Annotated in this window: 27 protein-coding genes and 1 pseudogene; 14 read left to right on the forward strand and 14 right to left on the reverse strand. The window is 67.9% G+C overall.

The features are described from left to right. Nucleotide 1 precedes the first annotated feature (1 nt). From ACVWYO_RS03825 to ACVWYO_RS03840, 4 genes are all read right to left on the reverse strand, one after another. Nucleotides 2-529 (reverse strand): cytochrome b, encoded by a 528-nt coding sequence (locus ACVWYO_RS03825; protein WP_457348858.1) that lies wholly within the window; start codon nucleotides 527-529, stop codon nucleotides 2-4. Further along, nucleotides 526-1,665, reverse strand: coding sequence for a catalase family peroxidase (locus ACVWYO_RS03830; protein WP_457348859.1), 1,140 nt, complete (start codon nucleotides 1,663-1,665; stop codon nucleotides 526-528). The genes ACVWYO_RS03825 and ACVWYO_RS03830 overlap by 4 nt, the downstream gene beginning before the upstream one ends. A gap of 106 nt (nucleotides 1,666-1,771) precedes the next feature. Further along, nucleotides 1,772-2,305, reverse strand: coding sequence for a DUF805 domain-containing protein (locus ACVWYO_RS03835; protein ID WP_457348860.1), 534 nt, complete (start codon nucleotides 2,303-2,305; stop codon nucleotides 1,772-1,774). A gap of 88 nt (nucleotides 2,306-2,393) precedes the next feature. Continuing rightward, on the reverse strand, nucleotides 2,394-3,899 hold the full coding sequence (locus ACVWYO_RS03840) for a YifB family Mg chelatase-like AAA ATPase (RefSeq protein ID WP_457348861.1): 1,506 nt from the start codon (nucleotides 3,897-3,899) through the stop codon (nucleotides 2,394-2,396). A 112-nt stretch (nucleotides 3,900-4,011) separates the two neighbouring features. On the opposite strand from ACVWYO_RS03840, the gene ACVWYO_RS03845 reads away from it, so the two are divergent. From ACVWYO_RS03845 to ACVWYO_RS03875, 7 genes are all read left to right on the forward strand, one after another. Beyond that, nucleotides 4,012-4,362, forward strand: coding sequence for a hypothetical protein (locus ACVWYO_RS03845; protein WP_457348862.1), 351 nt, complete (start codon nucleotides 4,012-4,014; stop codon nucleotides 4,360-4,362). A gap of 102 nt (nucleotides 4,363-4,464) precedes the next feature. Beyond that, complete coding sequence (rpmH, locus tag ACVWYO_RS03850) at nucleotides 4,465-4,599, forward strand: 50S ribosomal protein L34 (protein ID WP_010162954.1); 135 nt, start codon at nucleotides 4,465-4,467, stop codon at nucleotides 4,597-4,599. An 11-nt stretch (nucleotides 4,600-4,610) separates the two neighbouring features. After that, complete coding sequence (rnpA, locus tag ACVWYO_RS03855; RefSeq protein WP_457354856.1) at nucleotides 4,611-4,922, forward strand: ribonuclease P protein component; 312 nt, start codon at nucleotides 4,611-4,613, stop codon at nucleotides 4,920-4,922. 121 nt (nucleotides 4,923-5,043) lie between these two features. Beyond that, entirely contained in the window at nucleotides 5,044-5,256 is a 213-nt protein-coding gene (yidD, locus tag ACVWYO_RS03860; RefSeq protein ID WP_140846697.1) for a membrane protein insertion efficiency factor YidD, read from the forward strand. 34 nt (nucleotides 5,257-5,290) lie between these two features. Beyond that, complete coding sequence (yidC, locus tag ACVWYO_RS03865) at nucleotides 5,291-7,045, forward strand: membrane protein insertase YidC (RefSeq protein ID WP_457348863.1); 1,755 nt, start codon at nucleotides 5,291-5,293, stop codon at nucleotides 7,043-7,045. Next, nucleotides 7,042-7,683 carry a ribosome biogenesis GTP-binding protein YihA/YsxC gene (yihA, locus tag ACVWYO_RS03870; RefSeq protein ID WP_457348864.1) on the forward strand — a complete coding sequence of 214 codons (642 nt, stop codon included), beginning with the start codon at nucleotides 7,042-7,044 and terminating at the stop codon, nucleotides 7,681-7,683. The genes yidC and yihA overlap by 4 nt, the downstream gene beginning before the upstream one ends. A gap of 86 nt (nucleotides 7,684-7,769) precedes the next feature. Further along, complete coding sequence (locus ACVWYO_RS03875) at nucleotides 7,770-8,144, forward strand: endonuclease domain-containing protein (RefSeq protein ID WP_457348865.1); 375 nt, start codon at nucleotides 7,770-7,772, stop codon at nucleotides 8,142-8,144. Between the two features lie 72 nt (nucleotides 8,145-8,216). Here ACVWYO_RS03875 and ACVWYO_RS03880 read toward each other — a convergent pair whose 3' ends face one another. After that, the gene (locus ACVWYO_RS03880; protein WP_457348866.1) at nucleotides 8,217-8,687 is read right to left on the reverse strand and encodes an OsmC family protein; all 471 of its coding nucleotides are present in this window, start codon (nucleotides 8,685-8,687) and stop codon (nucleotides 8,217-8,219) included. Then, nucleotides 8,684-10,028 (reverse strand): annotated as a pseudogene (locus ACVWYO_RS03885) (chloride channel protein). Before ACVWYO_RS03885 ends, ACVWYO_RS03880 begins: the two are co-directional and overlap by 4 nt. 72 nt (nucleotides 10,029-10,100) lie before the next feature. Here ACVWYO_RS03885 and ACVWYO_RS03890 point away from each other — a divergent pair. Continuing rightward, nucleotides 10,101-10,766 (forward strand): glutathione S-transferase family protein, encoded by a 666-nt coding sequence (locus tag ACVWYO_RS03890; RefSeq protein ID WP_457348867.1) that lies wholly within the window; start codon nucleotides 10,101-10,103, stop codon nucleotides 10,764-10,766. 4 nt (nucleotides 10,767-10,770) lie between these two features. Here the strand turns inward: ACVWYO_RS03890 and ACVWYO_RS03895 are convergent, their stop codons facing one another. Continuing rightward, entirely contained in the window at nucleotides 10,771-11,235 is a 465-nt protein-coding gene (locus ACVWYO_RS03895) for a cupin domain-containing protein (protein ID WP_457348868.1), read from the reverse strand. Nucleotides 11,236-11,245: 10 nt separating this feature from the next. Here ACVWYO_RS03895 and dapE point away from each other — a divergent pair, with 10 nt between their 5' ends. Next, nucleotides 11,246-12,382, forward strand: coding sequence for a succinyl-diaminopimelate desuccinylase (gene dapE, locus ACVWYO_RS03900; RefSeq protein ID WP_457348869.1), 1,137 nt, complete (start codon nucleotides 11,246-11,248; stop codon nucleotides 12,380-12,382). Between the two features lie 110 nt (nucleotides 12,383-12,492). Beyond that, nucleotides 12,493-13,635: an SET domain-containing protein gene (locus ACVWYO_RS03905; protein ID WP_457348870.1), complete on the forward strand. Its 1,143-nt coding sequence runs from the start codon at nucleotides 12,493-12,495 to the stop codon at nucleotides 13,633-13,635. A 4-nt stretch (nucleotides 13,636-13,639) separates the two neighbouring features. Here ACVWYO_RS03905 and ACVWYO_RS03910 read toward each other — a convergent pair whose 3' ends face one another. The 5 genes from ACVWYO_RS03910 to ACVWYO_RS03930 form a co-directional block, all read right to left on the reverse strand. Continuing rightward, on the reverse strand, nucleotides 13,640-16,618 hold the full coding sequence (locus ACVWYO_RS03910) for a PAS domain-containing protein (RefSeq protein ID WP_457348871.1): 2,979 nt from the start codon (nucleotides 16,616-16,618) through the stop codon (nucleotides 13,640-13,642). Nucleotides 16,619-16,740: 122 nt separating this feature from the next. Further along, the gene (locus tag ACVWYO_RS03915; protein WP_457348872.1) at nucleotides 16,741-17,973 is read right to left on the reverse strand and encodes a threonine synthase; all 1,233 of its coding nucleotides are present in this window, start codon (nucleotides 17,971-17,973) and stop codon (nucleotides 16,741-16,743) included. A 143-nt stretch (nucleotides 17,974-18,116) separates the two neighbouring features. Continuing rightward, a complete protein-coding gene (gene grpE / locus ACVWYO_RS03920; RefSeq protein ID WP_457348873.1) occupies nucleotides 18,117-18,665 on the reverse strand; it encodes a nucleotide exchange factor GrpE in 549 nt (182 codons plus the stop codon). Nucleotides 18,666-18,681: 16 nt separating this feature from the next. After that, complete coding sequence (gene hrcA, locus ACVWYO_RS03925) at nucleotides 18,682-19,725, reverse strand: heat-inducible transcriptional repressor HrcA (protein ID WP_457348874.1); 1,044 nt, start codon at nucleotides 19,723-19,725, stop codon at nucleotides 18,682-18,684. Nucleotides 19,726-19,785: 60 nt separating this feature from the next. Next, nucleotides 19,786-20,547: an energy transducer TonB gene (locus ACVWYO_RS03930; RefSeq protein WP_457348875.1), complete on the reverse strand. Its 762-nt coding sequence runs from the start codon at nucleotides 20,545-20,547 to the stop codon at nucleotides 19,786-19,788. Nucleotides 20,548-20,658: 111 nt separating this feature from the next. Here ACVWYO_RS03930 and rph point away from each other — a divergent pair, with 111 nt between their 5' ends. Then, complete coding sequence (rph, locus tag ACVWYO_RS03935; protein ID WP_457348876.1) at nucleotides 20,659-21,375, forward strand: ribonuclease PH; 717 nt, start codon at nucleotides 20,659-20,661, stop codon at nucleotides 21,373-21,375. Then, complete coding sequence (gene rdgB / locus ACVWYO_RS03940; RefSeq protein WP_457348877.1) at nucleotides 21,372-22,019, forward strand: RdgB/HAM1 family non-canonical purine NTP pyrophosphatase; 648 nt, start codon at nucleotides 21,372-21,374, stop codon at nucleotides 22,017-22,019. The genes rph and rdgB overlap by 4 nt, the downstream gene beginning before the upstream one ends. 142 nt (nucleotides 22,020-22,161) lie before the next feature. Here the strand turns inward: rdgB and ACVWYO_RS03945 are convergent, their stop codons facing one another. Further along, entirely contained in the window at nucleotides 22,162-22,731 is a 570-nt protein-coding gene (locus ACVWYO_RS03945; RefSeq protein ID WP_457348878.1) for a CAP domain-containing protein, read from the reverse strand. 39 nt (nucleotides 22,732-22,770) lie between these two features. On the opposite strand from ACVWYO_RS03945, the gene hemW reads away from it, so the two are divergent. After that, entirely contained in the window at nucleotides 22,771-23,961 is a 1,191-nt protein-coding gene (hemW, locus tag ACVWYO_RS03950) for a radical SAM family heme chaperone HemW (RefSeq protein ID WP_457348879.1), read from the forward strand. A 4-nt stretch (nucleotides 23,962-23,965) separates the two neighbouring features. Here hemW and ACVWYO_RS03955 read toward each other — a convergent pair whose 3' ends face one another. Next, nucleotides 23,966-25,165, reverse strand: coding sequence for a penicillin-binding protein activator (locus ACVWYO_RS03955; protein ID WP_457348880.1), 1,200 nt, complete (start codon nucleotides 25,163-25,165; stop codon nucleotides 23,966-23,968). Between the two features lie 11 nt (nucleotides 25,166-25,176). Between ACVWYO_RS03955 and rsmI the strand changes: the two genes are divergently transcribed. Next, nucleotides 25,177-26,010: a 16S rRNA (cytidine(1402)-2'-O)-methyltransferase gene (gene rsmI, locus ACVWYO_RS03960; RefSeq protein WP_457348881.1), complete on the forward strand. Its 834-nt coding sequence runs from the start codon at nucleotides 25,177-25,179 to the stop codon at nucleotides 26,008-26,010. Nucleotides 26,011-26,016 lie beyond the last annotated feature (6 nt).

Consider the following 26,016-nt stretch of genomic DNA (forward strand, 5'->3'; position numbering starts at 1 on the left):
GCTACGCCATGCTCTCGAGCACGCCGTCGCGGCGGATCCAGCCATGGAACAGCGCGGCACCGAGATGCGCGAGGAAGGTCGCGAACAACAAGACCGCGAACACCGTGTGCAGCGTCCGCAGCACCGCGAACAGCGCGACATCGTGCGGCAGGATCGCCGGCAGATACACCACGCCGAACACCTGGATCGGGTAGCCGCCGGCCGACAGCATCGCCCAACCGATGATCGGCAGCACGATCATCAAACCGTAGAGCAGCCAGTGCGACACGCTCGCGAGCGCCTTCTGCCAGCCCGGCAGATCGTGCGGCAGCGGCGGCGGCGGGTTGATCGCGCGGTTGACCAGCCGGATCGCGACCAGCACGAGGATCGCGATGCCGATCGAGCGGTGCACCGACAGGAAGCGATAATAATCGGGCCCGGTGGTGCTCACCATGCCGATGCCGATCAGCAGCATCGCCAGCACGAGCACCGCCATCCCCCAATGCAGGATGCGCGAGGCGAGCGGAAAGCGGTCGGTCGAAGCGCTCATGGCCGGGTCCCCGCGGATTGGTTGGCGACCGCGCTCGGCGGCGTGTGTTCGCGCGTGCGGCGGCGGAACGAGGTCGCATAGACGGCCGATCGCGCGAACGGGATCGGGTCGTCCGACGGCAGCATTCCCGCCGGCAGCACGAGCGGATCGAAATTGATGTCGCGGCAATTGCCGGTCGCTTCGCTCTCGACATGGTCGATCACCAATGCACCGAGATCGACCTTGGGCCGGTTTTCCGGCCAGACTTCGGCCGCGCGATTGGGATCGCCCGGCTGCGCGAGCGTCGCGACCAGCCGCCACTTGAGCGGGCCCGTCGTGGCCCGCGCGAGCAGATCCTCGAACATGTAATTGGCCGATCGTCCCGCACGCGTCGCAGGCGTCAGCGTGGCGAACGGCGCCTCGGCCTGCATCGTCCAGCGGACCAGCCGCTGCGTCCCGTCGGGCGCGACGAAGAGGAAGCCGTCGACGCTGTTATAGCTGTCATTGGCGAAGCCCGACGCGAGCGGCTTGGCCTTCATGCGTGCGAGGAACGCCGCCGATTCGGGGTGCTTGGCGAGATAGGCCGTCACCTTCGCCGGATCGGGCTTGCCGGTCTTGGGATCGGGAACCGAGGCGAGCGCGTTTTCGTAAAAGGCCTCGGGCGTCGAGACGTGCAAGCCCGGCGTGTCGTTGATCGCCATCCGCCACTCGTCCCCACCGACCGGCTGCAGCCGCAGCGCCATGCTGCGCACGCCGACCATCGGGTCCTTGGCATACGGGTCGGGCGTCGCCTCGGCGAAGCGGCCCGTGACCGGAACGGGCCGGCCATCGAACACGCTCGCGCTCGACAGGCCGCGCGCCGCGGCGCTGCCGGTGAAGGTCCCGGCGATGCAGATGCCCTTGGCATGCGCGCGGCGGAAGCCGGCATGGGCGCCGCCGCCGGTCGCCTCGAGCGCATTGGCGATCTTGTCGGCGCCGAGCCGGTCGGGGGTCAGGAACCCACCGACATAGGCAAAGCCGCCGACCGTCGCGGCAAGCACGACCGCGATCCCGAGCGCCGCGCCCGAATGCCGCCGCAACAGCGCGAGCGTGCTTTCGCCAGGCGGACGATCCTCCGGGGGGACAGGCGCGACGGGGGGATCTTCGACGTACGGCATGAAAATCTCCGTACCACCCCATCGCCAATGGCAGATACGCGCCGTGGACCGAACCGGTGATAATAATCTCGGTTAGCAGACTATGGTCCGGCGCGCATAGCGCCGTCTATTCGAAGGTCCGCGCCAGATCGGCGGGCACGTCCGCCTTGGGATCGTTGCCGAAGCGGTTGGGGCCCGGCGTGCCGGCGGTGCAATACCAGACGAACACCAGGATGCTGCAGATCAGTGCGGCAAGCCCCGCGACGCCCGCCACGATCATCACGCCCGTGTTGCCCGACGCCGCACTGCCCGCCATGGCGAAGATCGCGACGAACACCGGGACCATCGGCAGCAGGATGTACCAGCCGCTGCGGTTGATGTCGTGCATCCGCCGCACCGCGACCGCGATGTTGGGCAGCAGCACCGCGAGCGAGAAGATGTTGCTGAGGATCCCGCCGCGCAGATTGCCCGCCGCGGCGACGCTGCCCGGCACCGAACTCGTCGCGCCCGTCGCCTGGCCGCCAAGCCCGAGTGCTGCATCGACAAAGCTGAGCACGATGCCGACAAGCACCTGGAACAGGATCCACATCCAATATTCCTTGCGGCGCGAGCGGCCGTTGAACTGCGCGTAGCGCTTCAACGGCAAGATCATCCATTCCATCGCTCGGTCCCCCTATTAGGTGCGTCGCGCGCACGCGTCAGTGTCGCTGGCAAACGTTTCGCTAGCAAGTCGCCGTGCACCAACGCGCTCAAGCGCGCGGTGGTTGCCGACGATAGCTCAGCGCCTCGGCGATATGGAGCCGCGCGACCTGCTCGACCCCGGCGAGATCGGCGATCGTCCGCGCAACGCGCAGCACGCGCGTATAGCCCCGCGCCGATAGCCCCATCGCCGCCGACGCCTGCGCTAGCAATGCCCGGCCAGGATCATCGGGGGTCGCCACCGCGTCGAGCAGGTCGCCATCGACCTCGGCATTGGTCCGCACCGGATGATCGGCATAGCGCCGTGTCTGTACCGCGCGCGCCGCCGCGACGCGCGCGGCGACCTCGGCCGATCCTTCGGCGGGCGGCGGCAGCACGAGATCGGCGGCGCTCACCGCCTGCACCTCGACGTGCAGGTCGATCCGGTCGAGCAGCGGCCCCGACACCTTCGCCTGATAGTCCGCGGCGCAACGCGGCGCGCGCGAACACGCGAGTGCCGCATCGCCGAGATGCCCGCAGCGGCACGGGTTCATCGCCGCGATCAGCTGGACGCGCGCGGGAAAGGTGACGTGCGCATTGGCGCGCGCGACGCTGACCGATCCGGTCTCGAGCGGCTGGCGCAGCGAATCGAGCACCGCGCGCTGAAATTCGGGAAGCTCGTCGAGGAACAGCACACCGAGATGCGCGAGGCTGACCTCGCCCGGCTTGACCTTCAACCCCCCGCCGACCAGCGCCGCCATCGAGGCCGAATGGTGCGGCGCGCGGTACGGCCGCGCCCGCGTGAGGCGTCCACCGCTCAGCGTTCCCGCGACGCTCGCCACCATCGACACTTCCAAGGCCTCGGCTGCGTCGAGCGGTGGCAGGATGCCGGGCAGGCACGACGCCATCAGCGACTTGCCCGAACCCGGTGGCCCGACCATCAACAGATTGTGCGCCCCCGCCGCCGCGATCTCCAGCGCACGCTTGGCGGTCTCCTGCCCCTTGACCTGGCGCAGATCGGGTCCGGCGAGCGGCGGCTCGATCGCGCCCGGTGCAGGCATCGCGAGCAGCCCATGTCCCTTGAAGTGATTGATCAGCGACAGGATGTCGGGCGCGGCGATCACCCCCTGCCCCGCCCAGGCCGCCTCCGCGCCCTGCGCCGCCGGGCAGATCAACCCGAGCGCGCGCTCGGCGGCATGCAACGCCGCGAGCAGCACGCCGGGCGACGGCGCGATCCGCGCGTCGAGGCTGAGCTCGCCGACGACGAGATACTCGCTCAACATCTCGGCATCGACCACCCCCATCGCCGCGAGCAGCCCGAGCGCGATGGGCAGATCGAAATGCGATCCTTCCTTCGGCAAATCGGCGGGCGACAGATTGACGACGATTCGCTTGGGCGGCAGCGCGAGCCCCATCGCCGCGATCGCGCCGCGCACGCGCTCGCGACTCTCGCCGACCGCCTTGTCGCCGAGCCCGACGACGTAGAAACCGGGCAAACCGGGGATCAGTTGCACCTGGACCTCGACCGCACGCGCCTCGAGCCCGAGATACGCCACCGTGGATACGCTCGCGACCATCCCCTCACCCCCCAGTAAGTGCCGACGGTATAACGGAATTAGGAACGTTACGAATACGTGATCCAGACGCGCGACTTGTCTTAGTGATCGTCGTTGCCCACATCGGTCGTCGATGAAGCCGCCGCGCCACCCCATGCTCCGGACCTTGTGGTTCTCGACCGGCGTCGTGCTGGTGATTCTCTCGCCGCTGGTCGGCGCAATTCCGGGTCCGGGCGGGATTTTCGTCTTCGCAGCCGGGCTCGCGCTGATGCTGCAGAACTCGCACCGCGCAAAGCGGGTGTTCGTCGATACCAACCGCCGCTGGCCCAAACTCGGCCATTATGCCGATATGGGGCTACGCCGCCAAAGCGCCGCGCGCCGTCGCGCGCGCGACAAGGTAGTTCGGGCCGATGGTCCGCCGCTGACCTTCCGCCAACGCCTCGCCGAAATTCTCGCACCGCCGCCGAACGATCGTCCGCGTTGACTTTGCCGCCCCTCGCATTTATGCGCAGCCCACCAAAGGCCGTCCTCGTGGCGGCCCTTTTCTATTTAGACGTGCCCCGGGCAGAATTTTAGGGAATGAACGATGAAGCGGACCTTTCAGCCGAGCAATCTGGTGCGCGCACGCCGCCACGGGTTCCGCTCGCGCATGGCGACGCCGGGCGGCCGCAACGTGATTCGCGCACGCCGCAATCGCGGTCGCAAGAAGCTGTCGGCCTAACCAACCTCCAGATTCGCCGCGATTTTCTCGCGGCGAACGCTGGCAAGCGTGCGCCGATGCCGGGCTTCGTCCTGCAGGTGCGCGCGCGCGACGACGGATCGAGCGACATGCGTGTCGGCTTCACCGTCACCAAGAAAATCGGCAATGCCGTGGTGCGGAACCGGATGAAACGCCGGTTGCGCGCTTTGGCGCGTGACGTGCTCCCCGATTCGGGCGTGCGCGGCGCGGACCATGTGCTGATCGGCCGCAATGGCGGGATCGAGCGCGATTACGCCGTGCTCCGCGCCGAGCTGGTCAAGGCGCTGGCCAAGGTGGCGCGGTGATCACGTCGCGCCCCACCGTCACCCCGGCCTCGTGCCGGGGTCCACTCCGCAGACCGCGCAACGCCCGGATCGCCCGTGCTGCGCGCGGTGACGGATGGACCCGTGGTAACGGAGCGCTGCCATGCTGACCCGCCTCCTCGTCCTGCTCGTCCGCGCCTGGCAAGTCGGACCGTCGGCGATCCTCCCGCCCTCCTGCCGCTATCAACCAAGCTGTTCCGCCTATGCAATCACCGCCTTACGCCGCTATGGCGCGGTGAAAGGTGGGTGGTTGGCGGCCAAGCGAATCGCGCGATGCCATCCCTGGGGCGGGTTCGGACCCGATCCTGTGCCCTAAGGACTCCTGCGAGTGACGAACGGATACCGCTAGCGTGAAACAAGATACCCGCAATTTCATCCTGTTCGCGGTGCTCGCCGCGATCATCCTGTTCGGCGGGAATTTCCTGTCGGCGCGCTTCTTCCCGCGCGCGGCGAATCCGCCCGCCACGAAGATGGTCGATGGCAAGAGCCAGGTCGTCAACACCCCGACCGGCCCTGCCGCGACTGGGGCCGCCGCCGTGCGCGATCTGAAGATCGTCCAGGCCGAGAGCCCGCGCGTGCCGATCCGCACCGCCGATCTCCAGGGCTCGATCAATCTCAAGGGTGCGCGGATCGATGATCTGACGCTCACCAACTACAAGCAGACGATCGACAAGAACTCGCCGCCAATCCGCCTGCTGTCCCCGCGCGGCACCAAGGACGCCTATTTCGCGGGCTTCGGCTGGAATGGCGACGGCGTCACCGTCCCCAATGGCGACACGGTCTTCACCGCGAGCGGTGGTGCGCTCACCCCCACGACGCCGGTCACGCTGCGCTGGGCGAACGGCAAGGGCCAAATCTTCGCGCTGACCTTCGCGATCGATTCGAAATACATGTTCACCGTGCGCCAGAGCGTCGGCAATGCCGGTCCCGCGGCCGTAGCGCTGCGCCCCTACGCGCTCGTCTCGCGCTCGGGCGTCGGCACCGAGGCCGACACCTGGACCAACCATATCGGCCCGATCGGCGTGTTCGACAAAGGCGCGACATATGACATCACCTTCGACAATCTGAAGGGCAAGGACGCGACCTTCCTTGGCAAGATCTGGGGCAGCAACGCCAAGGCCGGCGACAATTTCTTCGACGCCAAGGGCGGCTGGCTCGGCTTCGGCGACAAATATTTCCTCGCCGCCGTCATCCCCGACCCCAAGGCGCAGGTCCATGCCGGCTTCCACGCCGCCAATGGCGACACCTTCCAGGGCGACTTCACACAGGCGCCGCGGGTCATCGCACCGGGCAAGGCGCTCGTCTCGACCGCCAAGTTCTTCGCGGGCGCGAAGGAGACCAACACGCTTGACCGCTATGAGGATCGCCTCGGCATCCAGCATTTCGGCAAGGCGATCGACTGGGGCTGGTTCGAGATTCTCGAGAAGCCGATCTTCAAGTACCTCGACTGGCTGTTCCGCATGATCGGCAATTTCGGTGTCGCGATCATCCTGCTCACCGTTACGATCCGCACCGTCATCTTCCCCGTCGCACAGCGCCAGTTCGCCTCGATGGCGGCGATGAAGGCGATCCAGCCGAAGATGAAGGCGATCCAGGAGAAATATAAGGACGACAAGGCGCGCGCGCAGCAGGAGGTGATGGCGCTGTACAAGGCCGAGAAGGTCAACCCGCTTGCGGGCTGCCTGCCGACCTTGATCCAGATCCCGATCATGTATTCGCTCTACAAGGTGCTCATGCTGACGATCGAGATGCGCCATCAGCCGTTCGTCGGCTGGATCCACGATCTGTCGGCGCCCGATCCCGCGACGATCCTCAACCTGTTCGGCTATCTGCCCTACCACCTGCCGCCGTTCCTCGCGATCGGCATCGTGCCGGTGCTGCTTGGCGTGTCGATGTTCTTCCAGTTCAAGTTGAACCCCGCGCCGATGGACGATGCGCAGAAGCAGGTGTTCGCGATCATGCCGTGGGTGCTGATGTTCGTGATGGCGCCGTTCGCGGTCGGCCTGCAGGTCTATTGGATCACCTCGAACCTGTGGACCGTCGCGCAGCAGCGCCTGCTGTACGCGCGGCACCCGGGCCTCAAAGAGCCGGCGGTGAAGAAGTGAGCTTCGAACCAGAAGACATCGAGATCGCGCGGAAACTCTTCGCCGGGCCTATCGCGTTCCTGAAATCCGCCCCGACGCTGGAGTTCATTCCCGAGCCGACGGTCAACGAAGTCGCCTTCGCCGGCCGCTCGAACGTCGGCAAGTCATCGCTGCTCAACGCGCTGACCAACCGCAATTCGCTCGCGCGCACGTCGAACACGCCGGGCCGGACGCAGGAGCTGAACTTCTTCGACGTCGGCAATCCGCTGGCGTTCCGGCTGGTCGACATGCCGGGCTATGGCTATGCCAAGGCGCCGAAGGATCTGGTCAAGAAGTGGCGCTTCATGGTCAACGACTTCCTGCGCGGGCGCGACGTGCTCAAGCGCGCCCTGGTACTGATCGACGCGCGCCACGGCATCAAGGAGGTCGATCGCGACATTCTCGAGATGCTCGACAAGGCGGCGGTGAGCTACCGGATGGTCATTACCAAGGCCGACAAGATCAAGGCGTCGGAGCTGGTCGAGGTCACCGAGGCGACCGCGGTCGAGGCACGCAAGCGCCCCGCGGCGCATCCCGAAATCCTGGTGACGTCGAGCGAGACCGGGCTCGGCATCCCTGAGCTGCGCGCAGCGGTGATCGAGGCGGTGCGCGGAACCTAGACGCGGTATCGGCGCGCCCTTAACTTTCAATCCTCCCCCGTTAGGGGGAGGTGGCACGCGCAGCGTGACGGAGGGGGCGGTCGGCGATGCGGCTCGAAGGGGCGGCGAACGGCAAGCAGAATGCCAAGCGGCTGCGGCAGGAAATGACACCGCCTGAAATCGCGCTCTGGCTGGCGTTGCGCCGGAATGAGGCTGGCCTGCGGTTTCGCAGACAGCACGCGGTCGGCGACTATGTTCTGGATTTCTACTGCGCGCCCCCACGCCTCGCTATCGAGGTCGATGGCGAGGCGCACGCCCGCGGCGATCGGCCGGAGCGAGACGCCAAGCGCGACGCTTGGCTCGCAGCGCGGGGATTGCGAGTCCTTCGCTATCCGGCAATCGATATGCTGACAAATTTCGACGACGTGATGCGCCAGATCCTTGCCGTTGCGATCGAGCGACGGGGAGGAATTGAGAGCTGACCGCCGACCGCCCCCTCCGTCGCCTTCGGCGCCACCTCCCCCTGGCGGGGGAGGATTGTGCGGGGCGCGCCTTCAGACCTCGACGTAGGTCGCCGCGATCTCAACCGGAAAGTTCACCGACCGCGCGATGAAGCAATGCGCATGGATCCGCGCATGGATCGCATCGGCCACCGTCAGGTCACTCCCCGCAGCCACTTCGATCCGCGGCCGCAGGAACGCCTTCACGAAGCGCCCGGTTCCATCCGGTTCGCTCTCCCCCACGCCGATGGGATCATCGGCATAGCCACGCACCACCACCCCCGCGACGCTCGCCAGATGCAGATACCACAGCATATGGCACCCCGCTAAGCTCGCCAGCAGCAGATCCTCGGGATTGGGCAACGCCGGATCGCCGCCGAGCCGCGGGTCGTTCGAGCACGCCACCACTGCCCCACCGGGGGTCGCGATGTCCCAGGTCCGGTCGTAACCGCGATAGCTCTGCGTCCCCGTTCCACGGTTCCCCGTCCAAGCGATCCGCGCGGTAAAATCGTGTCTCTGCGTCACGCCTTGCCCTCCACCAGTGCCACGAACGGCTTGGCGAGCCCGTGATACAGCCGCTCGCGGCAGACCAGCGTGCTCGCCGCATCGGCGATCAGCGCAGTCGCGAACAAGGGCAGGATCAGGCCCGCGCGCCGCGGTCGCCTCCATCACGATGATCACCGCGGTCAGCGGCGCGCGCACCACGCCGACGAAGTAAGCGGTCATCCCCAGCAGCACGACCGCGCCCGCCGGCTGGCCCGCAAACAGTCCGCTCAGCAGATTGCCGAACCCCGCCCCCACCGCGAGCGACGGCGCGAAGATCCCGCCCGGCGCGCCGCTGAGAGTGGTGGCGAGCGCGGCGAGGAACTTGGCCGGCCCGAACCAGTCCGACTGGCCATGTCCCTCGACCAAGGCACGCGTCGCGCCATAGCCGGTGCCCCAGGTGGCCCCGCCCGTCACGATCCCGAGCACCGCCACGACGAGCCCGCACCCGGCGGCAAACGCGATCGGATGCGCTCGCGCCGTCACGATCGGCCGCCACTGCGCCCCCGCAAAGCCCAGCACCAGCCGCGAGAACAGCCCGCCCGCGGCACCGCCAAGCACGCCTGCGACCGGCGTGATGAGCAGCACCGCCGACACCCCCAGCGTCGCATGCATCGCGCCGAAATAGACATAGTCGCCGGCGATCCCGAGGCTGACCAAGCCGGCGATCATCACCGCGCCCATCACCAGCACCGCGACGCGCTGCTCATACGCCGCAGCAAGCTCCTCGATCGCGAACGCAACACCCGCGAGCGGCGTGTTGAACGCCGCCGCGACGCCCGCCGCGCCGCCAGCGATCAGCACGCCCGAGGTGATCGGCACGCGGAAATAGCGATGGACCTTGACCATGATCGCCGCGCTGATCTGCACCGTTGGACCCTCGCGCCCGACCGATGCGCCGCCGAGCAGCATCACGATCGTCAGCACCAGTTTCACGCACGCCGTCCACAGCGAGACGAGCGCGTTGCTCGGCGGCGTGTCAGGCGCGCGGCTTGCGGCGATCACCTGCGGGATCCCCGATCCGCGCGCATAGGGCGCGGTACGCCGCGTCACCCACACGACGAGCGCGAACAGCGCCGGGCTCAGCGCGATCGGCGCATAGGGGAAGCGCGTGACGAACCCGCTGAACAGCGCCTGTGCGCGATCGCTCGCGCCGGCAAAGACCAACGCGATGAGCCCGAGCAGCACCGCGCCGACCCCGGTCGCCAGCCGCCGCCGCAACCGGCCGAGTTGCATCCCCGCCTGCCGCGCACCGCGCCGGCGCCACACAATCGAGACGAGGCGGACGGCATAAGGCGCATTGCGATTCATGCCCGCGCTCATGCGCGATTGCGGCGCCGCGCGCTACCGCGGATGCGGTTGCACGGCGTTCCGCGCTCGCTTAGGCAGGGTGCCATGAAACTGATCATCGGCAACAAGGCCTATTCCTCCTGGTCGCTGCGCGGCTGGCTCGCGTGCAAGCAATCGGGCCTGCTGTTCGAAGAAGCGGTCGTCCCGCTCTACGACGCCGAGTGGGACAGGCGCCGCGAAGGCGACGAGTTCGCCCCCTCCTCGGGCAAGGTGCCGATCCTGTGGGACGGCGATGCGGTGGTGTGGGACAGCCTCGCGATCGTCGAATATCTCGCCGAGAAAACCTCGCGCGATCTGTTCTGGCCGGCCGATGACGCCGCGCGCGCAATGGCACGCTCGATGGCGGCGGAAATGCATTCGAGCTTCACCGCTTTGCGCCGCAAGCACAGCATGAACGTCCGCCAGATCTTCCCGCCCGTCGCCCCCGATGCCGACGTGCTCGCCGATCTCGAGCGGATCATGGAGCTCTGGGCGCAGGCGCGCGCGCGCTTCGGTGGCGAGGGCGATTTCCTGTTCGGCACGTTCGGCGCGGCCGACATCATGTATGCGCCGGTCGTCACGCGGATCGTCACCTACAGCCTGCCGATCGCGCGCTTTGCCGCGCCGTACATGGACGCGGTGCTGCACCATCCCTTCCTGCAGGATTGGATCGCGTCGGCGCAGGAAGAGGAATGGGTGATCGAACAGTTCGAGCAGCCCGCCACCGCGTGATCGCCTACGGCAGGCGCTGGGTCTCGTACGGCGTCCCGTCCTTGCGCTCGTAGCCGCCAGGCAGGAAGCGCATGTCGATATCGGGATACGCTCCGCCCTGCAGCCGCGGCCCGGCACCGATCGCGACGAACACGCAGGCAGCATCGCTGCGGTTCTGTAGATGATGCCCATCCTCGACCCCGGCCGCAAACGTCGCGACGTCGCCCGCGCGCAGCAGCGTTTCGCCGCCGTCTTCGACCAGAACCGCCTCGCCCGACAGCATCACGACCAACTCGTCCTCATCGGCATGCCAGTGCCGCTGTGACGACCATCCGCCGGGCTCGAGCGTGACATGGCTCGCCCCGAAATGCGTCAGCCCGCTCGGTGGCGCGAGCCGGCGGTACCAGCGCCCCTGCACCGGTGCATCGAACGGCGGCGGATAGCCCGTCGCATTGGTTTGCGGGATTGTATCGAGGTCGAGCTTGGGCAATGTCGCCTCCATGGATAGCCCCGCCAACCTGCCCGATTGCATCACCCTCGCCAAGGCGTTGCTCGCTTGCGAGAGCGTGACGCCAGCGCGTGGGACGGTGTTCGACCTGGTCGAGACCGCGCTGGTGCCGCTCGGCTTCACGGTCGATCGCTTCACTGTTGGCGAAGCCCCCGACGGCCCGGTCGAAAATCTGCTCGCGACCCGCGCCGGCACCGGCCCGCACCTCGCCTTTGCCGGGCATCTCGACGTCGTGCCCCCCGGCGAGGGCTGGACGAGCGGCGCGTTCGCGCCCGAGATTCGCGGCGACCTGCTGTACGGACGCGGCGCGGTCGACATGAAGGGTGCGATTGCCGCCTTCATCGCCGCAATCCCCGCCGAAGCCGGTGTCCCGCTCAGCCTTATCCTGACCGGCGACGAGGAAGGCCCCGCCACCTACGGCACGTGCAGCCTGATCGAGCGGATGGCGGAGACGGGCGTGCGGCCCGATTACTGCCTGGTCGGCGAACCGACGTCGTCGGCAAAGCTCGGCGACATGGTCAAGATCGGTCGCCGCGGCTCGGTCAATCTGTGGATCGCGGTGCCGGGCAAGCAGGGCCATGTCGCCTATCCCCAACTTGCCGACAATCCGATCCCGCGGCTGGTCGCGATGCTCGCCGAGATCGACGCGATCGTGCTCGATACGGGTAATGCCTGGTTCCAGCCGTCGAACATCGAGGTCACCGACATCACCGTCGGCAACCCCGCGACCAACGTCATCCCGGCAAAGGCGACGGCACGCCTCAGCATCCGCTTCAACGACGAACAGTCGGGGGCGGCATTGGTCGATCGCATCGAAGCGCTCGTCCACCGACATGATCCCGCCGCGACCGTTATCGCACGGATTTCGGGCGAGGCGTTCCTCACCGAACCGGGACCATTCTCGGCGCTGATCGGCGCCGCGATCGAAGCGCAGACCGGGTTGGTGCCAGCGCTCTCGACCACCGGCGGCACGTCCGACGCGCGCTTTCTCTCGGCGCTATGCCCGACGGTCGAATTCGGTCTGGTCAACGCGACGATGCACAAGCTCGACGAGGCGGTGGCGGTGGCGGACCTGGTCGCGCTCACCGCGATCTACGGCGAGATCATCGCCCGAATCGGCCGGTCCTAACCGATTCCAAAGCATCGGAATTCGGCGCGACTCGTGGAGATTCCTAGCTTTTCATGGACGCGAGTCGGCAGATGCGATACGCATCGGATTAACCTTAACGGTGCGCGGGCATGCCGATCGATCCCTGGTTCCTGATTGCGATCGCATGCAGCTTGGTCGGCTATGGTCTGTACCTGGTCGGCCTGCGTCGCCATCTCGTCCAGCCCAACCGCGCCTCCTGGCTGATCTGGAGCGCCGCCACCGCGGTCGAGGCCGCCACTTATGCCGCGGTCAATCCGAGCGCGCTCCCCGGCTGGGTGTTCGCTCTCTCTGCCTGTGCGTGCGCCGCAGTAACGATCGGCATCTGGCGCCGCTCGGTGTGGAACGCGCCCTCACGCGGCGAGCTGTTCTGCATGGCCGCGTGCCTCGCCGCGCTGACACTGTGGATCGTCTCGCGCAATGCCTTCTGGGCGCACATGCTCGTCGTCGTCGCCGTACCGGTGAGCTTCTGGCCGACGTGGCAGAGCGTGCTGCAGGACCGCACCCGCGAGCGCTCGCCGGCCTGGGGGCTGTGGTCGATCGGCGACCTCGCCACCTTACTCGTGGCGACGCGCAGCGGCGACCAGCATGTCGGCGAATATGCCTATATTCTCGTCGAACTGCTGTGCCATGCGAGCGTATGGTTCATGGTCGGCCTGGCGACGATCAACCCGCTGCGCTCGCTCGGCTTCCGCCAGGGGCGCTTCTACGTGCTCGACGCGTACAGCCCCGCCGCCAATCTGTTCGCGGTCGGCGAGACGCATCTCGGCAAGGCGGTCTATGCCGCGCAGGGCTTTGCCGAGGGCGATGCGATCATCCGCTTCACCGGCCGCCGCTTCCGTGCCGACCAGGTACCCAGCCTGATGCGTGGCTCGAGCGATCGCTTCGTCCAGGTGACGCCGCAGCATTTCATGGGGCCATCGGGGAAGATCGACGACCTCATCAACCATAGCTGCGACCCTAATGCCGGCCTGCGCTTTGCCGGCGGCAGCGTCACGCTGGTCGCGGTGCGCGACATCGCGGCCGGCGAGGAGATCGCCTGGGACTATTCGACCACGCTCGCCGAATCGAACTGGCACATGATCTGCCAGTGCCGCAGCCCCGACTGCCGCCGGGTGATCGGCAATTTCTCGACCTTGTCGCAGGCGCGCCAGGAATGGTTCCGGTCGCGCAACCTCGTCGCGCCCTATCTGCGGCGTCGCGACGCCGTGACGGCGCGCGACCGGGCAGCGTAACGCCTCACCCCCCAAGCATCGCGCGAATCCGCTGCGCCAGCGTTTCCATCGCGAACGGCTTGGCGAGCAACGCCATCCCGGGCTCGAGCGCGCTGTCGCCAACGACGGCATTCTCGGCGAAGCCGGTGATGAACAGGACAGGCAGCGTCGGCCGCGCGACGCGCGCGGCATCGGCGACCTGCCGGCCGTTGAGCCCACCGGGGAGCCCGACATCGGTCACCAGCAGGTCGATCCGCTCGGCCGAGCGCAGCAGTTCGAGCGCTGCCCCTCCCGTCGCCGCCTCGAGCGCGACATAGCCGAGATCGCCCAGCACTTCGCTCACCAGCATCCGGACGCTTGGCTCGTCATCGACGATGAGCACGGTCTCGCCGCGCTGTGCCTCGCCGAGCATGGGGCCCGCCTGGGCAGGCGCGCCGTCACCGACCGCGCCATCATGGCGCGGCAGGTACAGGCACATTGTCGTGCCTTCGCCGAGGGTCGAGTCGATCTGCAGCTGCCCGCCCGATTGCCGAACGAAGCCATAGATCATCGACAAGCCGAGCCCCGTCCCCTGACCGATCGGCTTGGTGGTAAAGAACGGGTCGAACGCGCGGGCGATCACGTCGGCGCTCATTCCCGTTCCCGAATCGGCGACGCAGAGCACGAGATAGGCGCCGGGGGCGAGGTCGCGCAGCGCCGCGGCCGCCGGATCGAAGGTCTCGTTATGGGTCGTGATCCGCACCGTGCCGCCCGCGGGGCTCGCATCGCGCGCATTGATGCACAGATTGAGCACCGCATTTTCGAGCTGATTGGCATCGGCCAGCACCGGCCAACTCGCAGCGTCGATCGCGATCTCGAGGGTGATCGCCGGGCCAAGCGTTCCACGTAGGAGATCCTCGACCCCGGCGATCAGCTGCGGAACGTGGACCGGGCGAGGGTCGAGCGGCTGACGGCGCGAGAAAGCGAGCAGCCGGTGCGTCAATGCAGCAGCCCGCACCGCGCCGGCCTGCGCTGCGGTGAGATAGCGCGGCAGATCGTCGATCCGCCCCTGCCGCACGCGCAGCTGCATCAGCTCGAGTGCGCCCGAAATGCCCATCAGCAGATTGTTGAAATCATGCGCCAGCCCGCCGGTGAGCTGCCCGACCGCTTCCATCTTGTGCGCCTGGCGCAGCCGCTCCTCGAGCTCGCGCTGGCGACTGACATCGACGCCGACGCCGACCACGGTCTCGGGCCGGCCGGCGGCATCGTGCTGGACATGGTTGCGTGCCATCACCCAACGCACGCTGCCATCGGGCAGCAGCAGGCGATATTCGTGCGCCCCGTCCTGACCGGTCTTGCGGGCAAGTTCGATCGCGGCGTCGAGGATCGGCCGATCGTCGGGATGGACCCGCCCCTCCAGATCGGCAAGCGACACACCTGCCTGCATGTGCTCGGCGGTAAAGCCGTACAACTCGGCAAACCCGATCTCGCTGTCGAAACGGTCGCGGGCGACGTCATAGGTCCACACCCCGACTCCCTCCATCGCGTCGAGCACGATCCGGGTCCGCGCGTCGGCGGCACGCACCGCAGCTTCTTGGCGCCGCTCCTCGGTGATGTCGCGCGCATTGCTATAGAGCCGGTCGCCGACCAGCGTCGTCTGCCACGCGAAGGTGCGATAGCCGCCGTCGCGCGTGCGCAGCCGCTTTTCGAGCCGGTGCGTCGTCCCGCTCGCCGCGATCCGCGCGATCTCGGCCGCGTTGCCGCCGACATCGTCGGGATGCCGCAGCCACTGGCTGTCACGCCCGACAATGTCCTCGCTTGCCCAGCCGAGCAGCCGCTCCCATGCCGGATTGACCGAAATCCAGCGCCCGTCCCGCGTCGCGATGCCCAGCAAATCGGTGCTGAATTCCCACAATTGATCGCGCTCGGCGGTGCGCGCGGCGACCTTGCTCGCGAGTTCGACATTGAGCGCGCGCAATTTGGTGACCGCGCGCACCCGCGCGACGGCGTCCCAGCTCAGTTCAGCGACTTCCTCGACCAAAGCGATCTCGCCGCGAGTCCAGGCGCGTGGGTCGGCATGGCTGATATAGAGGGCCGCCTGCAGTGTTCCCCCGCGCACCAGCGGCACACTCATCCCGGCCTTGGTTCCGATCGCGCCGAGCACGGCTTGCGGCGGCGCATCGGGGTCGTCAGGCGCGCTGAACGCCAGCGTATTGCCGAGCTGCACCATCGTGCCGACCATCTTGCCGAACATCACCGTCGGCATGGTGCCGGTCAGCGCTGGCAGCCGCCCGCTGACCCAGCACGCGCCATATTTGAGCAGATCGTCGGCCGTAACCTCGAAAAAGCCGACCCGATCGACCTCGAGAAACTTGCCCAGCACCTCGGCGGTGTGCTGCATGACATCGTCCGGGCCGGGTTGGATGCGCTGTTCCTCGACCAGGGTGAGGATGAAATCGCGCTCGCGTTTGGCCGCGCGCAAGGCCTGCTCGGTCTCGACATGGCCCGTCACCTCGAGGCCCTGGTTGAACAGGCCGCAGACGGTGCCATCCTCGTCCTGGATCGGCGAGATGTTGTAGGTCCAATACGTCAGCGTCGGCACCCCGTCGCGGAGCATCGTGACAGGCTGCGCCGAGAAGGTCGCGCCTTCGCCGGTCTCGAACGTACGACGGAAGTGCGGTTCGATCATCGGCCACAGTTCGGGCCGCGTCTCCGCCACCGGGCGTGCGAGCTTGGACCCGTCAGCATCACCATCGGCAATACCGGTCCACGCGTCGTTATAGATCAGCCAGAAATCGGCGCCCCAATAGACCGCGCTCGGAAAGCGCGCGCGCAGGCAGAGGCTGACGCTGAGCTTGAGCGTGGCGGGCCAATCCGCGGGCGGTCCGAGCGGATGATCGCGCCAGTCGCGCGTCCGCAACAGCGTCGCGACCCGCCCCGCGCCATCAAGAAAGCGCACCTTCGCCGCAATCGATTCCGCAGTCGATCTCGGAACGAGATCGGGCACGGGATGTTCAACGGCCATAGGCTAAGCTCTCGTACACGGGCTCTGCGGCGCCGGACGGCGGCCGCCAAACCGTGTGGGCTCATGGCAACGCTGTCAATACGGCAATAGGCGGCCCTAATAATAAGCGATGTCAGCGCGCTTCACAGCGCGCCGAGATCGATCTCGCCGAACCGGTCGACCGCGGCGTTGGCCTCGGGCATCGGATATTTGAGCCCGGTCGCGCAGTTGAACAGCACGACACGCTCCGCCTCGTCGACTTCGCCGGTGCGCAACGCCTCGCGATAGGCGGCGAGCGTCGCGCCGCCTTCGGGGCAGAGCAGCAGCCCGTCCTTTTTCGCGCAATCGTCGACCGCTTTCAGGATCGCGGGATCGCCGACGCCAAGCGCCTTGCCGCCGCTCGCGCGCACCGCGCGCAGGATCAGGAAGTCGCCGACTGCCTTGGGCACGCGGATGCCGGCGGCGACGGTTGCTGCATCTTCCCAGCGCTCGGCATGTTCCTCGCCCGCCTCGAACGCGCGGACGATCGGCGCGCAGCCGCTCGCCTGAACGGCGTACATGCGCGGGCGTTCCGACCCGATCCAGCCAAGCTTTTCGAGCTCGTCGAACGCCTTCCACATGCCGATCAATCCAGTGCCGCCACCGGTCGGGTAGAAGATCGCATCGGGCAGCTTCCAGCCGAACTGCGCGGCGAGCTCGAGCCCCATCGTCTTCTTGCCCTCGATCCGATACGGCTCCTTCAAGGTCGAGAAGTCGAACCACCGGCCTTCGGCAGCGCCGCGCCCGACGATCGCGCCGCAATCATCGATCTGGCCGTTGACGCGGTAGACGCGCACGCCCTGCGCGGCGATCTCTCGGATATTGACTTCGGGCGTTTCCTGCGGCGCCAGCACGATCGTCTCGATCCCGCAGCGCGTCGCGTACGCGGCGAGCGCGGCGCCGGCATTGCCGTTGGTCGGCATCGCGATCTTGGTGACGCCAAGCTCCTTCGCCATCGCCACCGCCATCACCAGGCCGCGCGCCTTGAAGCTGCCCGTCGGCAGGCGCCCTTCGTCCTTGACCAGCACATTGGCACTCCCCGCGCTCTTGGGGATCGCGACCAGCGGCGTCTCGATCTCGCCGAGGCTGACGATGTTGCCGGTATGGCGCACCGGCAGCAGCTCGCGCCAGCGCCACAGATCGGTCTGCCGCGCTTCGAGCGTAGCCTTGGGCAGCGCGGCTTTCACAGCGTCCAGATCGTAGCGCACCAGCAACGGTCGCCCGACGCGCGACAGGCCGTGAAGCTGGTCGGCTTCGTAGCGCTCGCCGGTCATCGAGCATTCGAGATGCGTGACAAAGGTCTGGCGGTCGGCGGTCAGATTGGCGTTGATCGACATGAAGCATCTCCGACTCGCACGTGTTGCGCGCGGTAAGCCCAAAAAAGGCGAGATAAGGGCGCTGGCATTGGCTCCCGGACGCACAGACCCACGCTTGGCGGCGGGACTGGCAAACCCATACCCGCCGCAGCGCGAAACGGCGCTCAGCCGGCCTTGGCCACGCCCACCAACGCCGGCCGCAGCAAGCGGTCCTTGATCATGTACCCGGCCTGCATCTCCTGCACGACGGTGCCCGGCGTCTGATCACTCGGCAGTTCGAACATCGCCTGATGGAAATTGGGGTCGAGCTTCTCACCGATCGCCACCATCTTCTTGATGCCGTGGCGCTGGAACACCGCCTCGAGCTCGCGACCGGTGGCTTCGAGCCCGGCGACGAGACCCTTCATCTTCTCGTCGGCGCGAAGTTCAGCCGGAATGGCCTCGAGCCCGCGCGAGAGATTGTCAGCCACCGACAGCAGGTCGCGCGCGAAGTTGGTCGAGGCGTAGGCCCGCGCATCGGCGGTCTCTTTCTCGGCGCGGCGACGGACATTCTGCGCCTCGGCGTGCGCGTAGAGCACCGCAGCCTTCGATTCGGCGAGTTCGGCGCGCAGCTTGGCGGTCTCGTCATGCTCGGCAACCTCGGGCGCCGCTGCGGCGGTTTCTTCGCGCAGCTCGGCCGCGTCGTTCGCCACGGTGTTTTCGTCTTCGATCATGTCGTCACTGTTCCATCTAAGCCATCAGCCGCGCGAGTGTCGCGGCGGTATAATCCACCATGGGCACGACGCGCGCATAGTTCAACCGCGTCGGACCAATCACGCCGACCACGCCGACCACGCGACCGTCCAATCCGCGGAACGGTTTTGCGATCACCGACGAGCCCGACAGCGAGAACAATTTGGTCTCGGCGCCGATGAAGATGCGCGTCGCATCGCCCGCGCTGGCATTGTCGAGCAGCCGCGCAATGTCCTGCTTGCCCTCGAGATCGTCGAGCAAATAGCGCACGCGCTCGAGGTCGGCGGCGGCGGCATCGTCGATCAGCCGCGCCTGGCCGCGCACGATCAGCACCGGGCGGCGCTCGCCATCCTCGCTCCAGATCGCGAGGCCGCGTTCGATCAGCGCGCGCGCGGCACCGTCGAGCTCGGCGCGTTCGGCGAGCAGTTCGCGTTCGATCTTGGCCCGCGCCTCGAACAGAGTGAGGCCGCCGAGCATCGCGCTCATATAATTGCCCGCCTCGATCAGCGCCGACAGCGGCAGCCCCGATGGCAGATCAATCACGCGATTCTCGATCGAGCCGTCCTCGCCGACCAGCACCGCAAGCGCCTTGTCGGCCGACAGCGGCACGAAACTCATCTGGCGCAGCACCAGCTCGCGCTTGGCGACCATCACCATCCCCGCGCAGGCCGAAAGGCCCGACAGCGCGGCGGTGGTGGCGGCGATCGCCTCCTCGACCGGGCCGGTCTGGACGAGCTGGCGTTCGATCGCGGCGCGCTCCTCGAGCGAGGGATCGAGCGCCTGCATCATCCCGTCGACGAACAGGCGCAGGCCGATCTCGGTCGGCATCCGGCCCGCGCTGGTATGCGGCGCGGCGAGCAGGCCGAGTTCCTCGAGATCCTGCATCACGTTGCGGATCGAGGCCGGCGACAGGTTGAGCCCCGACAGATGCGCGATGGTGCGCGACCCGATCGGCGCGCCGGTATCGAGATAGCTCTGCACGACGACGCGGAAGACGTCGCGGGCGCGGTCGTTGAGCTCGGTGATCGGGGGCAGCCGCATCCGCCCTATATGGGGGGCACGCGCGAAAGCCTCAACCGGTTGCTTGGGCAGGTTCGGCGGTCAGCGATCGCGCTCCACCGCGCGATCCGGATCGCGCGTTACGGTCCACTCCTGCTCGAACAACGCCGAATCCGCCACCTTGCGCCCGCTCGCATCGCGCGCCGGGCGGAAGCGGACATGCTGTAGCGCGAGCGCACAGGTCGCGGCATCGAGCGCGCGGTTGCCGCTCGACTTCACAACGCGGCAATCGCTCAGCCGTCCGTTGATTTCAATCGTCGCATGATACGTCACCATCCCGGCCGCCTGCGATTCATACACTTCGCGCGGCAGGTCACGGTAGCGCAGCGCATTGCTGACGAGTTCGGCATCGGTCCCGCCGCCCCCGCCATCGCCGTCGCCGCCATCCCCGCTGCCGGTGCCGCTGCCCTGCCCGCCGCTTCCCGTACCCGGCCCAGCGACAGGTGCCGCACCGGTCGAGCGCTCTGCGCCGATGCCCGCGATCGGCGCTACGACGACGGGTGGCGGTTGCTGCAGCACGATCGGCGGCGGCGGCGCGACGATTTCGGTCGCCTTAGACTTGAGATTGGGCGGCGACGCCGCGCCCTCCTTGCGCTTCTCGGCCTTTTTGGGCGCGGGCACCGGATCGGGCTTGGGCGGCGGGGGGGCGGGCAGCACCGAGATGACGGTCAGATCTTCGACGATGCGCCGCTGGAAATCGACGCCAAGCCCCATCACCAGCCCATAGCCGATCAGCCCGACCAGCGCCGCCGCACCGCCCGCCCCGATGATCCGGTCCTGTCGTGTTGCTGCGTAACCCGTCATGTCCGTGCTTTGTCCTCGGCCCAGAATGTGGGCATCCGCCGCCCCCAGCCAAGGGGTGACACCCGCCCAACGCACAGCTAGGGCGACTCGATCATTTCCAGGAGAGTCCCCATGCGCCCAAGCGGCCGCACCCCCGACCAGATGCGCGCGATCACGATCGAGCCGCGCTTCACCAAACATGCGGAAGGGTCGGTGCTGATCGGCTTCGGCGACACCAAGGTGCTGGTGACGGCGTCGATCGAGGAGAAGGTCCCGCCGTTCCTGCGCGGCAAGGGCGAAGGCTGGGTGACGGCCGAGTACGGCATGCTCCCGCGCGCCACGCACACCCGTGGCAGCCGTGAAGCCGCCAAGGGCAAGCAGTCGGGCCGCACGCAGGAAATCCAGCGGCTGATCGGCCGTTCGCTGCGCGCCGTGACCGATCTCAAGCTGCTCGGCGAGCGCCAGATCGTGCTCGATTGCGACGTCATCCAGGCCGATGGCGGCACGCGCACCGCATCGATCTCGGGCGCGTGGGTCGCGCTGCGGCTCGCGATCGACGGGCTGATGGCGAGCGGCAAGCTCACCGCCGACCCGCTGACGCAGAAGATCGCGGCGATTTCGTGCGGCATCTTCAAGGGCAATCCGGTGCTCGACCTCGACTATGACGAGGATTCGAACGCAGACGCCGACGCGAACTTCGTGCTGCTCGAAAACGGCAACATCGCCGAAGTCCAGGCGACCGCCGAGGGCGCGACCTATGACGAGGAGGCGCTGCTCCGCCTGCTGCGGCTCGCGCGGATCGGCTGCACCGACATCTTCGCCGCACAAGCCAAGGCCGTCGCAAAATGAGCCCAAAGGATTCAGAGGGGGAGGTCGTGCCACAGGCGATCCGCAAGCTCGCACCCGGCAAGCTCGTCATCGCCAGCCACAATGCCGGCAAGGTGCGCGAGATCGGCGCCTTGCTCGCCGAGCATGGCATCGAGGCGATCTCTGCGGCCGACCTCGACCTCCCCGAGCCCGAGGAGACCGGCACGACCTTCGTCGCCAACGCCGAATTGAAGGCGTTGCAGGCGGCGGACTTGTCGGGCCTCCCCGCGCTCGCCGACGATAGCGGGCTGTGCGTCGAGGCGCTAAACGGCGATCCCGGCGTCTATACCGCCAATTGGGCGGAGACGCCGAACGGGCGCGACTGGAACCTGGCGATGACCAAGGTCGAGGACGCGCTTGCGACCAAGGGCCCCGATGCGAGCCGTGCCGCGCATTTCGTCTGCGTGCTCGCGCTCGCCTGGCCCGACGGGCATGTGCAATGGTTCGAAGGTCGTGCCGAGGGCACGCTGACCTGGCCGCCGCGCGGCGCGGTCGGGTTTGGCTATGATCCGGTGTTCGTTCCCGCAGGTGGCGACCAGACCTATGCCGAGATGGACCCGGCGCAGAAGCATGCGATCAGCCACCGGGCCGATGCTTTCGCGCAGCTCATTGCGGCGGTGGTGTAACCCCCCTCCCCCCGTCACCCCGGCCTTGTGCCGGGGCCTACCGTGCGGCGCGCGCAGCGCTGAAATGACGCGGCATCCCGGTGGCTTGGTGGGCCCCGGCACAAGGCCGGGGTGACGGTGAAGCCCTGGGGTGGCGCCGCGCTCAGTCCCCCGCGCGCCTTCCCACCACATTCCCAGGCGGCGTGTAGCGGCACACCAGATAATCGTCGCGCACGCTGCTCGCAAGCGCGCAGCCGACCTCGCTGGTGCGGCGCCAGATGATCTGCGTGAAATGCCCGACGTCCTGCCAGCGGCCCGTCGTGCTGATGTCGGGGACCGCGCCTAGGCGATAGCTGCGCCGCTCATCGACCCAGAGCTGCACCATCTCGTCATACCGATACGCCCCGCGCGACCCCATGAAGAGGTTCTCGCCCTCGGGGATCCGCCCGCGCACGCCGGTCGAATGCTTGAATTCGCGCGTCTCCGCGAGAACGGCGGCGTAGCGGGCGGCATCCTGCGCAAGCTCGGCATTCCACACCAGCGGCGGCGCGCTGACCGCGGCGCGCGCGCGATTGTGCCCGTCGAGCATCGCGCGCTGCAGCAGCGATTCGCCGCGCGTGGCGGGCGCGTCGCTCAGCCGCGGCTCAGTGACGCGCGGCGGTTCATCGGGATCGGAGCCGACGCATCCCATCAGCAATGCCAGCGGCACCAAAGCCAGCCAGTGAACGCGCATCTTTCGTAATCTCCCCGAGACGCCCATAGGCTCCCGTTGATGAATGCCCCCGAAACGCCCCTGCTAACGCCGCCGCTCGCGCTTTATGTCCATTGGCCGTTCTGCGTCTCGAAATGCCCCTATTGCGATTTCAACAGCCATGTCCGCGAGAGCGTCGACCAGGCAGCGTGGCGCGATGCGCTGCTTGCCGACCTCGCGTATGAGGCGGCCAACCTGCCCGGGCGGCGGCTCGGCTCGATCTTCTTCGGCGGCGGCACGCCGTCGTTGATGCCCCCCGCCACGGTTGCCGCGATCATCGATGCGGCGACCGGCTATTGGCCGCCCGAGCCCGATATCGAGATCACGCTCGAGGCCAATCCCTCCTCGGTCGAGGCGGCACGCTTCGCCGATATCGCGCGCGCCGGGGTCAATCGCGTCTCGCTCGGGTTGCAGGCGCTCGACGATCAGGCACTGGTCTTCCTCGGCCGCGCACATGGGGTGGAGGAAGGCCTCGCGGCGCTCGCCACCGCGCAAGCCGCGTTCGCGCGCGTCAGCTTCGATCTGATCTATGCACGCCCGGGCCAGACGCTCGCCGCCTGGGACGCCGAACTGACCCGTGCGCTGTCGTTCGGGTCCGAGCATCTCTCGCTCTACCAACTCACGATCGAGCCCGGTACGCGCTTCGCCACCGAGGCAGCAGCGGGGCGGATCGTCATTCCAGATGGCGATTCCGCGGCCGACCTGTTCGAGGCGACGCGCGCGACCACCGCCGCGGCGGGGCTGCCCGCCTATGAGATTTCCAACCATGCCCGGCTGGGGGCGGAGAGCCGCCACAACCTCGTCTATTGGCGGTACCGGGATTATGCCGGGGTCGGCCCCGGCGCGCATGGACGGCGCGGCGGGCTGGCGACGGCGCGGCACAAAAAGCCCGAGAACTGGATCAGCGCAGTCGCGCGCAACGGCCACGGCGCGCAGATCGAGCAGCCGCTGGTGCCGGACGAACGCTCGACCGAGGCGCTGCTGATGGGGCTGCGGCTGCGCGAGGGGGTCGATCTCGCGCGGATCGCGGGGCTTGGCGAAACGACGGTCGATGCGCTGATCGACTGGCCAGCTGCGGCCAAGCTCGAAACACAGGGGCTGCTCGCGCGCGCGGGCAATCGGCTACGCGTCACCGAGGCGGGGATGCTGCTGCTCGACGCGATCCTGCCGCTGATCGTTCTCAGCCCCTCCCCTTCAGGAGAGGGGCTTTAGACAGTCAGAACCCGCCGGGCGCGGGCGACACCGTCACCGTCGTGCCGTGGCGGATCTCCTGCACCTCGAGCGCGCGCTCGGCGACATTGTCGCGGCCGAAGCGGAACGCGCCGTCGATGCCCGAGAAACCGCCACGATCCTTGAGCCGGTCCTCGGGGAACGCCGTCCCCATCGGCCAGTCGCGCATGATGCGGATCGTCAGCAGCACCGAATCATAGCCGAGGCTCGACAGCCGGAACGGCGCGGCGCCGAAGCGCGCGCGGTATTTCGCGGCATATTGGCGGTATAGCCCATCCGACACGCTCGCGAACCATGCGCCTTCGAGCGCAGGCTTGCTGGCGATCGCGGCTTCCGAATTCCACAATTCGGTGCCGAGGATATGCGCCCCGCCCATGCCGTTGCGGCGCAGCACCGGCACGCCCGCCGCCGCCGCATTGCCACCATCGGCAATCAGGATTGCCTGATACGGGGCGCTCTTGGCCATGCGGGTGATCGCCGCGGTCATCGATCCGGGTGCGCGATCATAGGTCTGCAACGCGCCGACACGGCCGCCCGCGGACTCGACCGCGCGCAGGAACGCGGTCGAGGCACGCTCGCCATAGGTGCCGTTGGGGACAAGGCCGCCGAAGCTCGCCACGCCCTGGTCATGGGCGTAATTGACGACACGGATGATCGACTGGGCCGGCACATAGCCCATCAGATACGCGCCATTGCCGGCCGCCGTCGCGTCGTTCGAGAAGCTAACGACAGGGACGCCGGCGCGCCGCGCGATCGGCGTCACCGCGCGGACGTCATCGGCAAGCAGCGGACCGAGGATCAGCTGGTTGCCATCCTCGAGCGCGCGCTGCGCCGCGAGCGCCGCGCCGGCGGCGGTGTCGTAGCTGGTGATGCGGACGCGCTCGTTCTTCGAATCGAGCAGCGCCATCTGCGTCGCATTGGCGAGGCTCTGCCCGACACCGGCATTGGGACCCGACAGTGGGACGAGCAACGCGACGCGGTGCCGCTGGGTATCGGTTGGAATGCCCTGCTCGACCGCCGGTTGCTGGCCCTGCGAGGGTCGCTGCGTCGGCGGACGCCGAGTCGGGCCAGGCCCCGGCACGACCGTCTGGCAGCCCGCGAGCAGCACCGCGCCGACCAGCGCCACCCCGCGCAAAAGCCGCTTAATCCCGATGGGACGTTGCGCGCCCATATCCTGCTCTGCCATGACCGCTCCCGATGAACCCTGATCTTTCGCCCGGCCTCTACATCGTTGCCACCCCGATCGGCAATCTCGGCGATCTCTCGCCGCGTGCGGCGCACATTCTGGCGCATGCCGCGGTGATTGCAGTCGAGGACAGCCGGGTGACCGGCAAATTGCTCAACCATATCGGCGTCAAACGCCCGATGACGCCGTATCACGACCATAACGCCGAGGACGTCCGCCCCGGTCTCATCGCCCGCATGGGGACCGAGGCGGTGGCGTTGGTGTCGGATGCGGGGACGCCGCTGATTTCCGACCCCGGCTACAAGCTCGTCCGCGATGCGCGTGCGGCCGGGCACACGGTTTGGACCATCCCGGGCCCGTGCGCCGCGGTGGCCGCGTTGACGCTTGCCGGGCTGCCGACTGATCGTTTCCTGTTCCTGGGTTTCCTGCCGTCGAAAGCACACGCGCGCGCGGCGGCGATCACCGAGGTCGCGGCGATCCGTGCGACGCTGGTGCTGTACGAATCGGGGCCGCGCCTCGGGGTAATGCTGGCCGCGCTTGCCGAAGGGCTCGGTGATCGCGAGGCGGCGGTGACCCGCGAGATCACCAAGCATTTCGAGGAAGCGGTGACAGGCACGCTGTCTGAGCTCGCCGCGCGCTATGCCGAGACGCCGCCCAAGGGCGAGATCGTCGTCGTGGTGGCAGGCCCAGGCGCACCCGAGGCGGCGAGCGCGGCGGATGCCGACACCGCACTGACCGAGGCACTGACGCGACTGTCGACCGGTCAGGCGGCGAGCGAGGTCGCCAAGGCGCTGGGGCTCGACCGCAAGACGCTCTACGCGCGGGCGCTCGAGCTGAAGGCCTGATGGCCC

It is taken from the genome of Sphingomonas sp. UYP23, from assembly GCF_054059235.1.

Excerpts from the sequence above, each read along its gene's own strand:
- ACVWYO_RS03825 (WP_457348858.1), bottom strand. The coding sequence starts at position 529 with ATGAGCGCTTCGACCGACCGCTTTCCGCTCGCCTCGCGCATCCTGCAT.
- ACVWYO_RS03830 (WP_457348859.1), bottom strand. The coding sequence starts at position 1,665 with ATGCCGTACGTCGAAGATCCCCCCGTCGCGCCTGTCCCCCCGGAGGAT.
- ACVWYO_RS03835 (WP_457348860.1), bottom strand. The coding sequence starts at position 2,305 with ATGGAATGGATGATCTTGCCGTTGAAGCGCTACGCGCAGTTCAACGGC.
- ACVWYO_RS03840 (WP_457348861.1), bottom strand. The coding sequence starts at position 3,899 with ATGGTCGCGAGCGTATCCACGGTGGCGTATCTCGGGCTCGAGGCGCGT.
- ACVWYO_RS03845 (WP_457348862.1), top strand. The coding sequence starts at position 4,012 with ATGAAGCCGCCGCGCCACCCCATGCTCCGGACCTTGTGGTTCTCGACC.
- rpmH (WP_010162954.1), top strand. The coding sequence starts at position 4,465 with ATGAAGCGGACCTTTCAGCCGAGCAATCTGGTGCGCGCACGCCGCCAC.
- yidD (WP_140846697.1), top strand. The coding sequence starts at position 5,044 with ATGCTGACCCGCCTCCTCGTCCTGCTCGTCCGCGCCTGGCAAGTCGGA.
- ACVWYO_RS03875 (WP_457348865.1), top strand. The coding sequence starts at position 7,770 with ATGCGGCTCGAAGGGGCGGCGAACGGCAAGCAGAATGCCAAGCGGCTG.
- ACVWYO_RS03890 (WP_457348867.1), top strand. The coding sequence starts at position 10,101 with ATGAAACTGATCATCGGCAACAAGGCCTATTCCTCCTGGTCGCTGCGC.
- dapE (WP_457348869.1), top strand. The coding sequence starts at position 11,246 with ATGGATAGCCCCGCCAACCTGCCCGATTGCATCACCCTCGCCAAGGCG.
- ACVWYO_RS03905 (WP_457348870.1), top strand. The coding sequence starts at position 12,493 with ATGCCGATCGATCCCTGGTTCCTGATTGCGATCGCATGCAGCTTGGTC.
- ACVWYO_RS03910 (WP_457348871.1), bottom strand. The coding sequence starts at position 16,618 with ATGGCCGTTGAACATCCCGTGCCCGATCTCGTTCCGAGATCGACTGCG.
- ACVWYO_RS03915 (WP_457348872.1), bottom strand. The coding sequence starts at position 17,973 with ATGTCGATCAACGCCAATCTGACCGCCGACCGCCAGACCTTTGTCACG.
- grpE (WP_457348873.1), bottom strand. The coding sequence starts at position 18,665 with ATGATCGAAGACGAAAACACCGTGGCGAACGACGCGGCCGAGCTGCGC.
- hrcA (WP_457348874.1), bottom strand. The coding sequence starts at position 19,725 with ATGCGGCTGCCCCCGATCACCGAGCTCAACGACCGCGCCCGCGACGTC.
- ACVWYO_RS03930 (WP_457348875.1), bottom strand. The coding sequence starts at position 20,547 with ATGACGGGTTACGCAGCAACACGACAGGACCGGATCATCGGGGCGGGC.
- rph (WP_457348876.1), top strand. The coding sequence starts at position 20,659 with ATGCGCCCAAGCGGCCGCACCCCCGACCAGATGCGCGCGATCACGATC.
- rdgB (WP_457348877.1), top strand. The coding sequence starts at position 21,372 with ATGAGCCCAAAGGATTCAGAGGGGGAGGTCGTGCCACAGGCGATCCGC.
- ACVWYO_RS03945 (WP_457348878.1), bottom strand. The coding sequence starts at position 22,731 with ATGCGCGTTCACTGGCTGGCTTTGGTGCCGCTGGCATTGCTGATGGGA.
- hemW (WP_457348879.1), top strand. The coding sequence starts at position 22,771 with ATGAATGCCCCCGAAACGCCCCTGCTAACGCCGCCGCTCGCGCTTTAT.
- ACVWYO_RS03955 (WP_457348880.1), bottom strand. The coding sequence starts at position 25,165 with ATGGCAGAGCAGGATATGGGCGCGCAACGTCCCATCGGGATTAAGCGG.
- rsmI (WP_457348881.1), top strand. The coding sequence starts at position 25,177 with ATGAACCCTGATCTTTCGCCCGGCCTCTACATCGTTGCCACCCCGATC.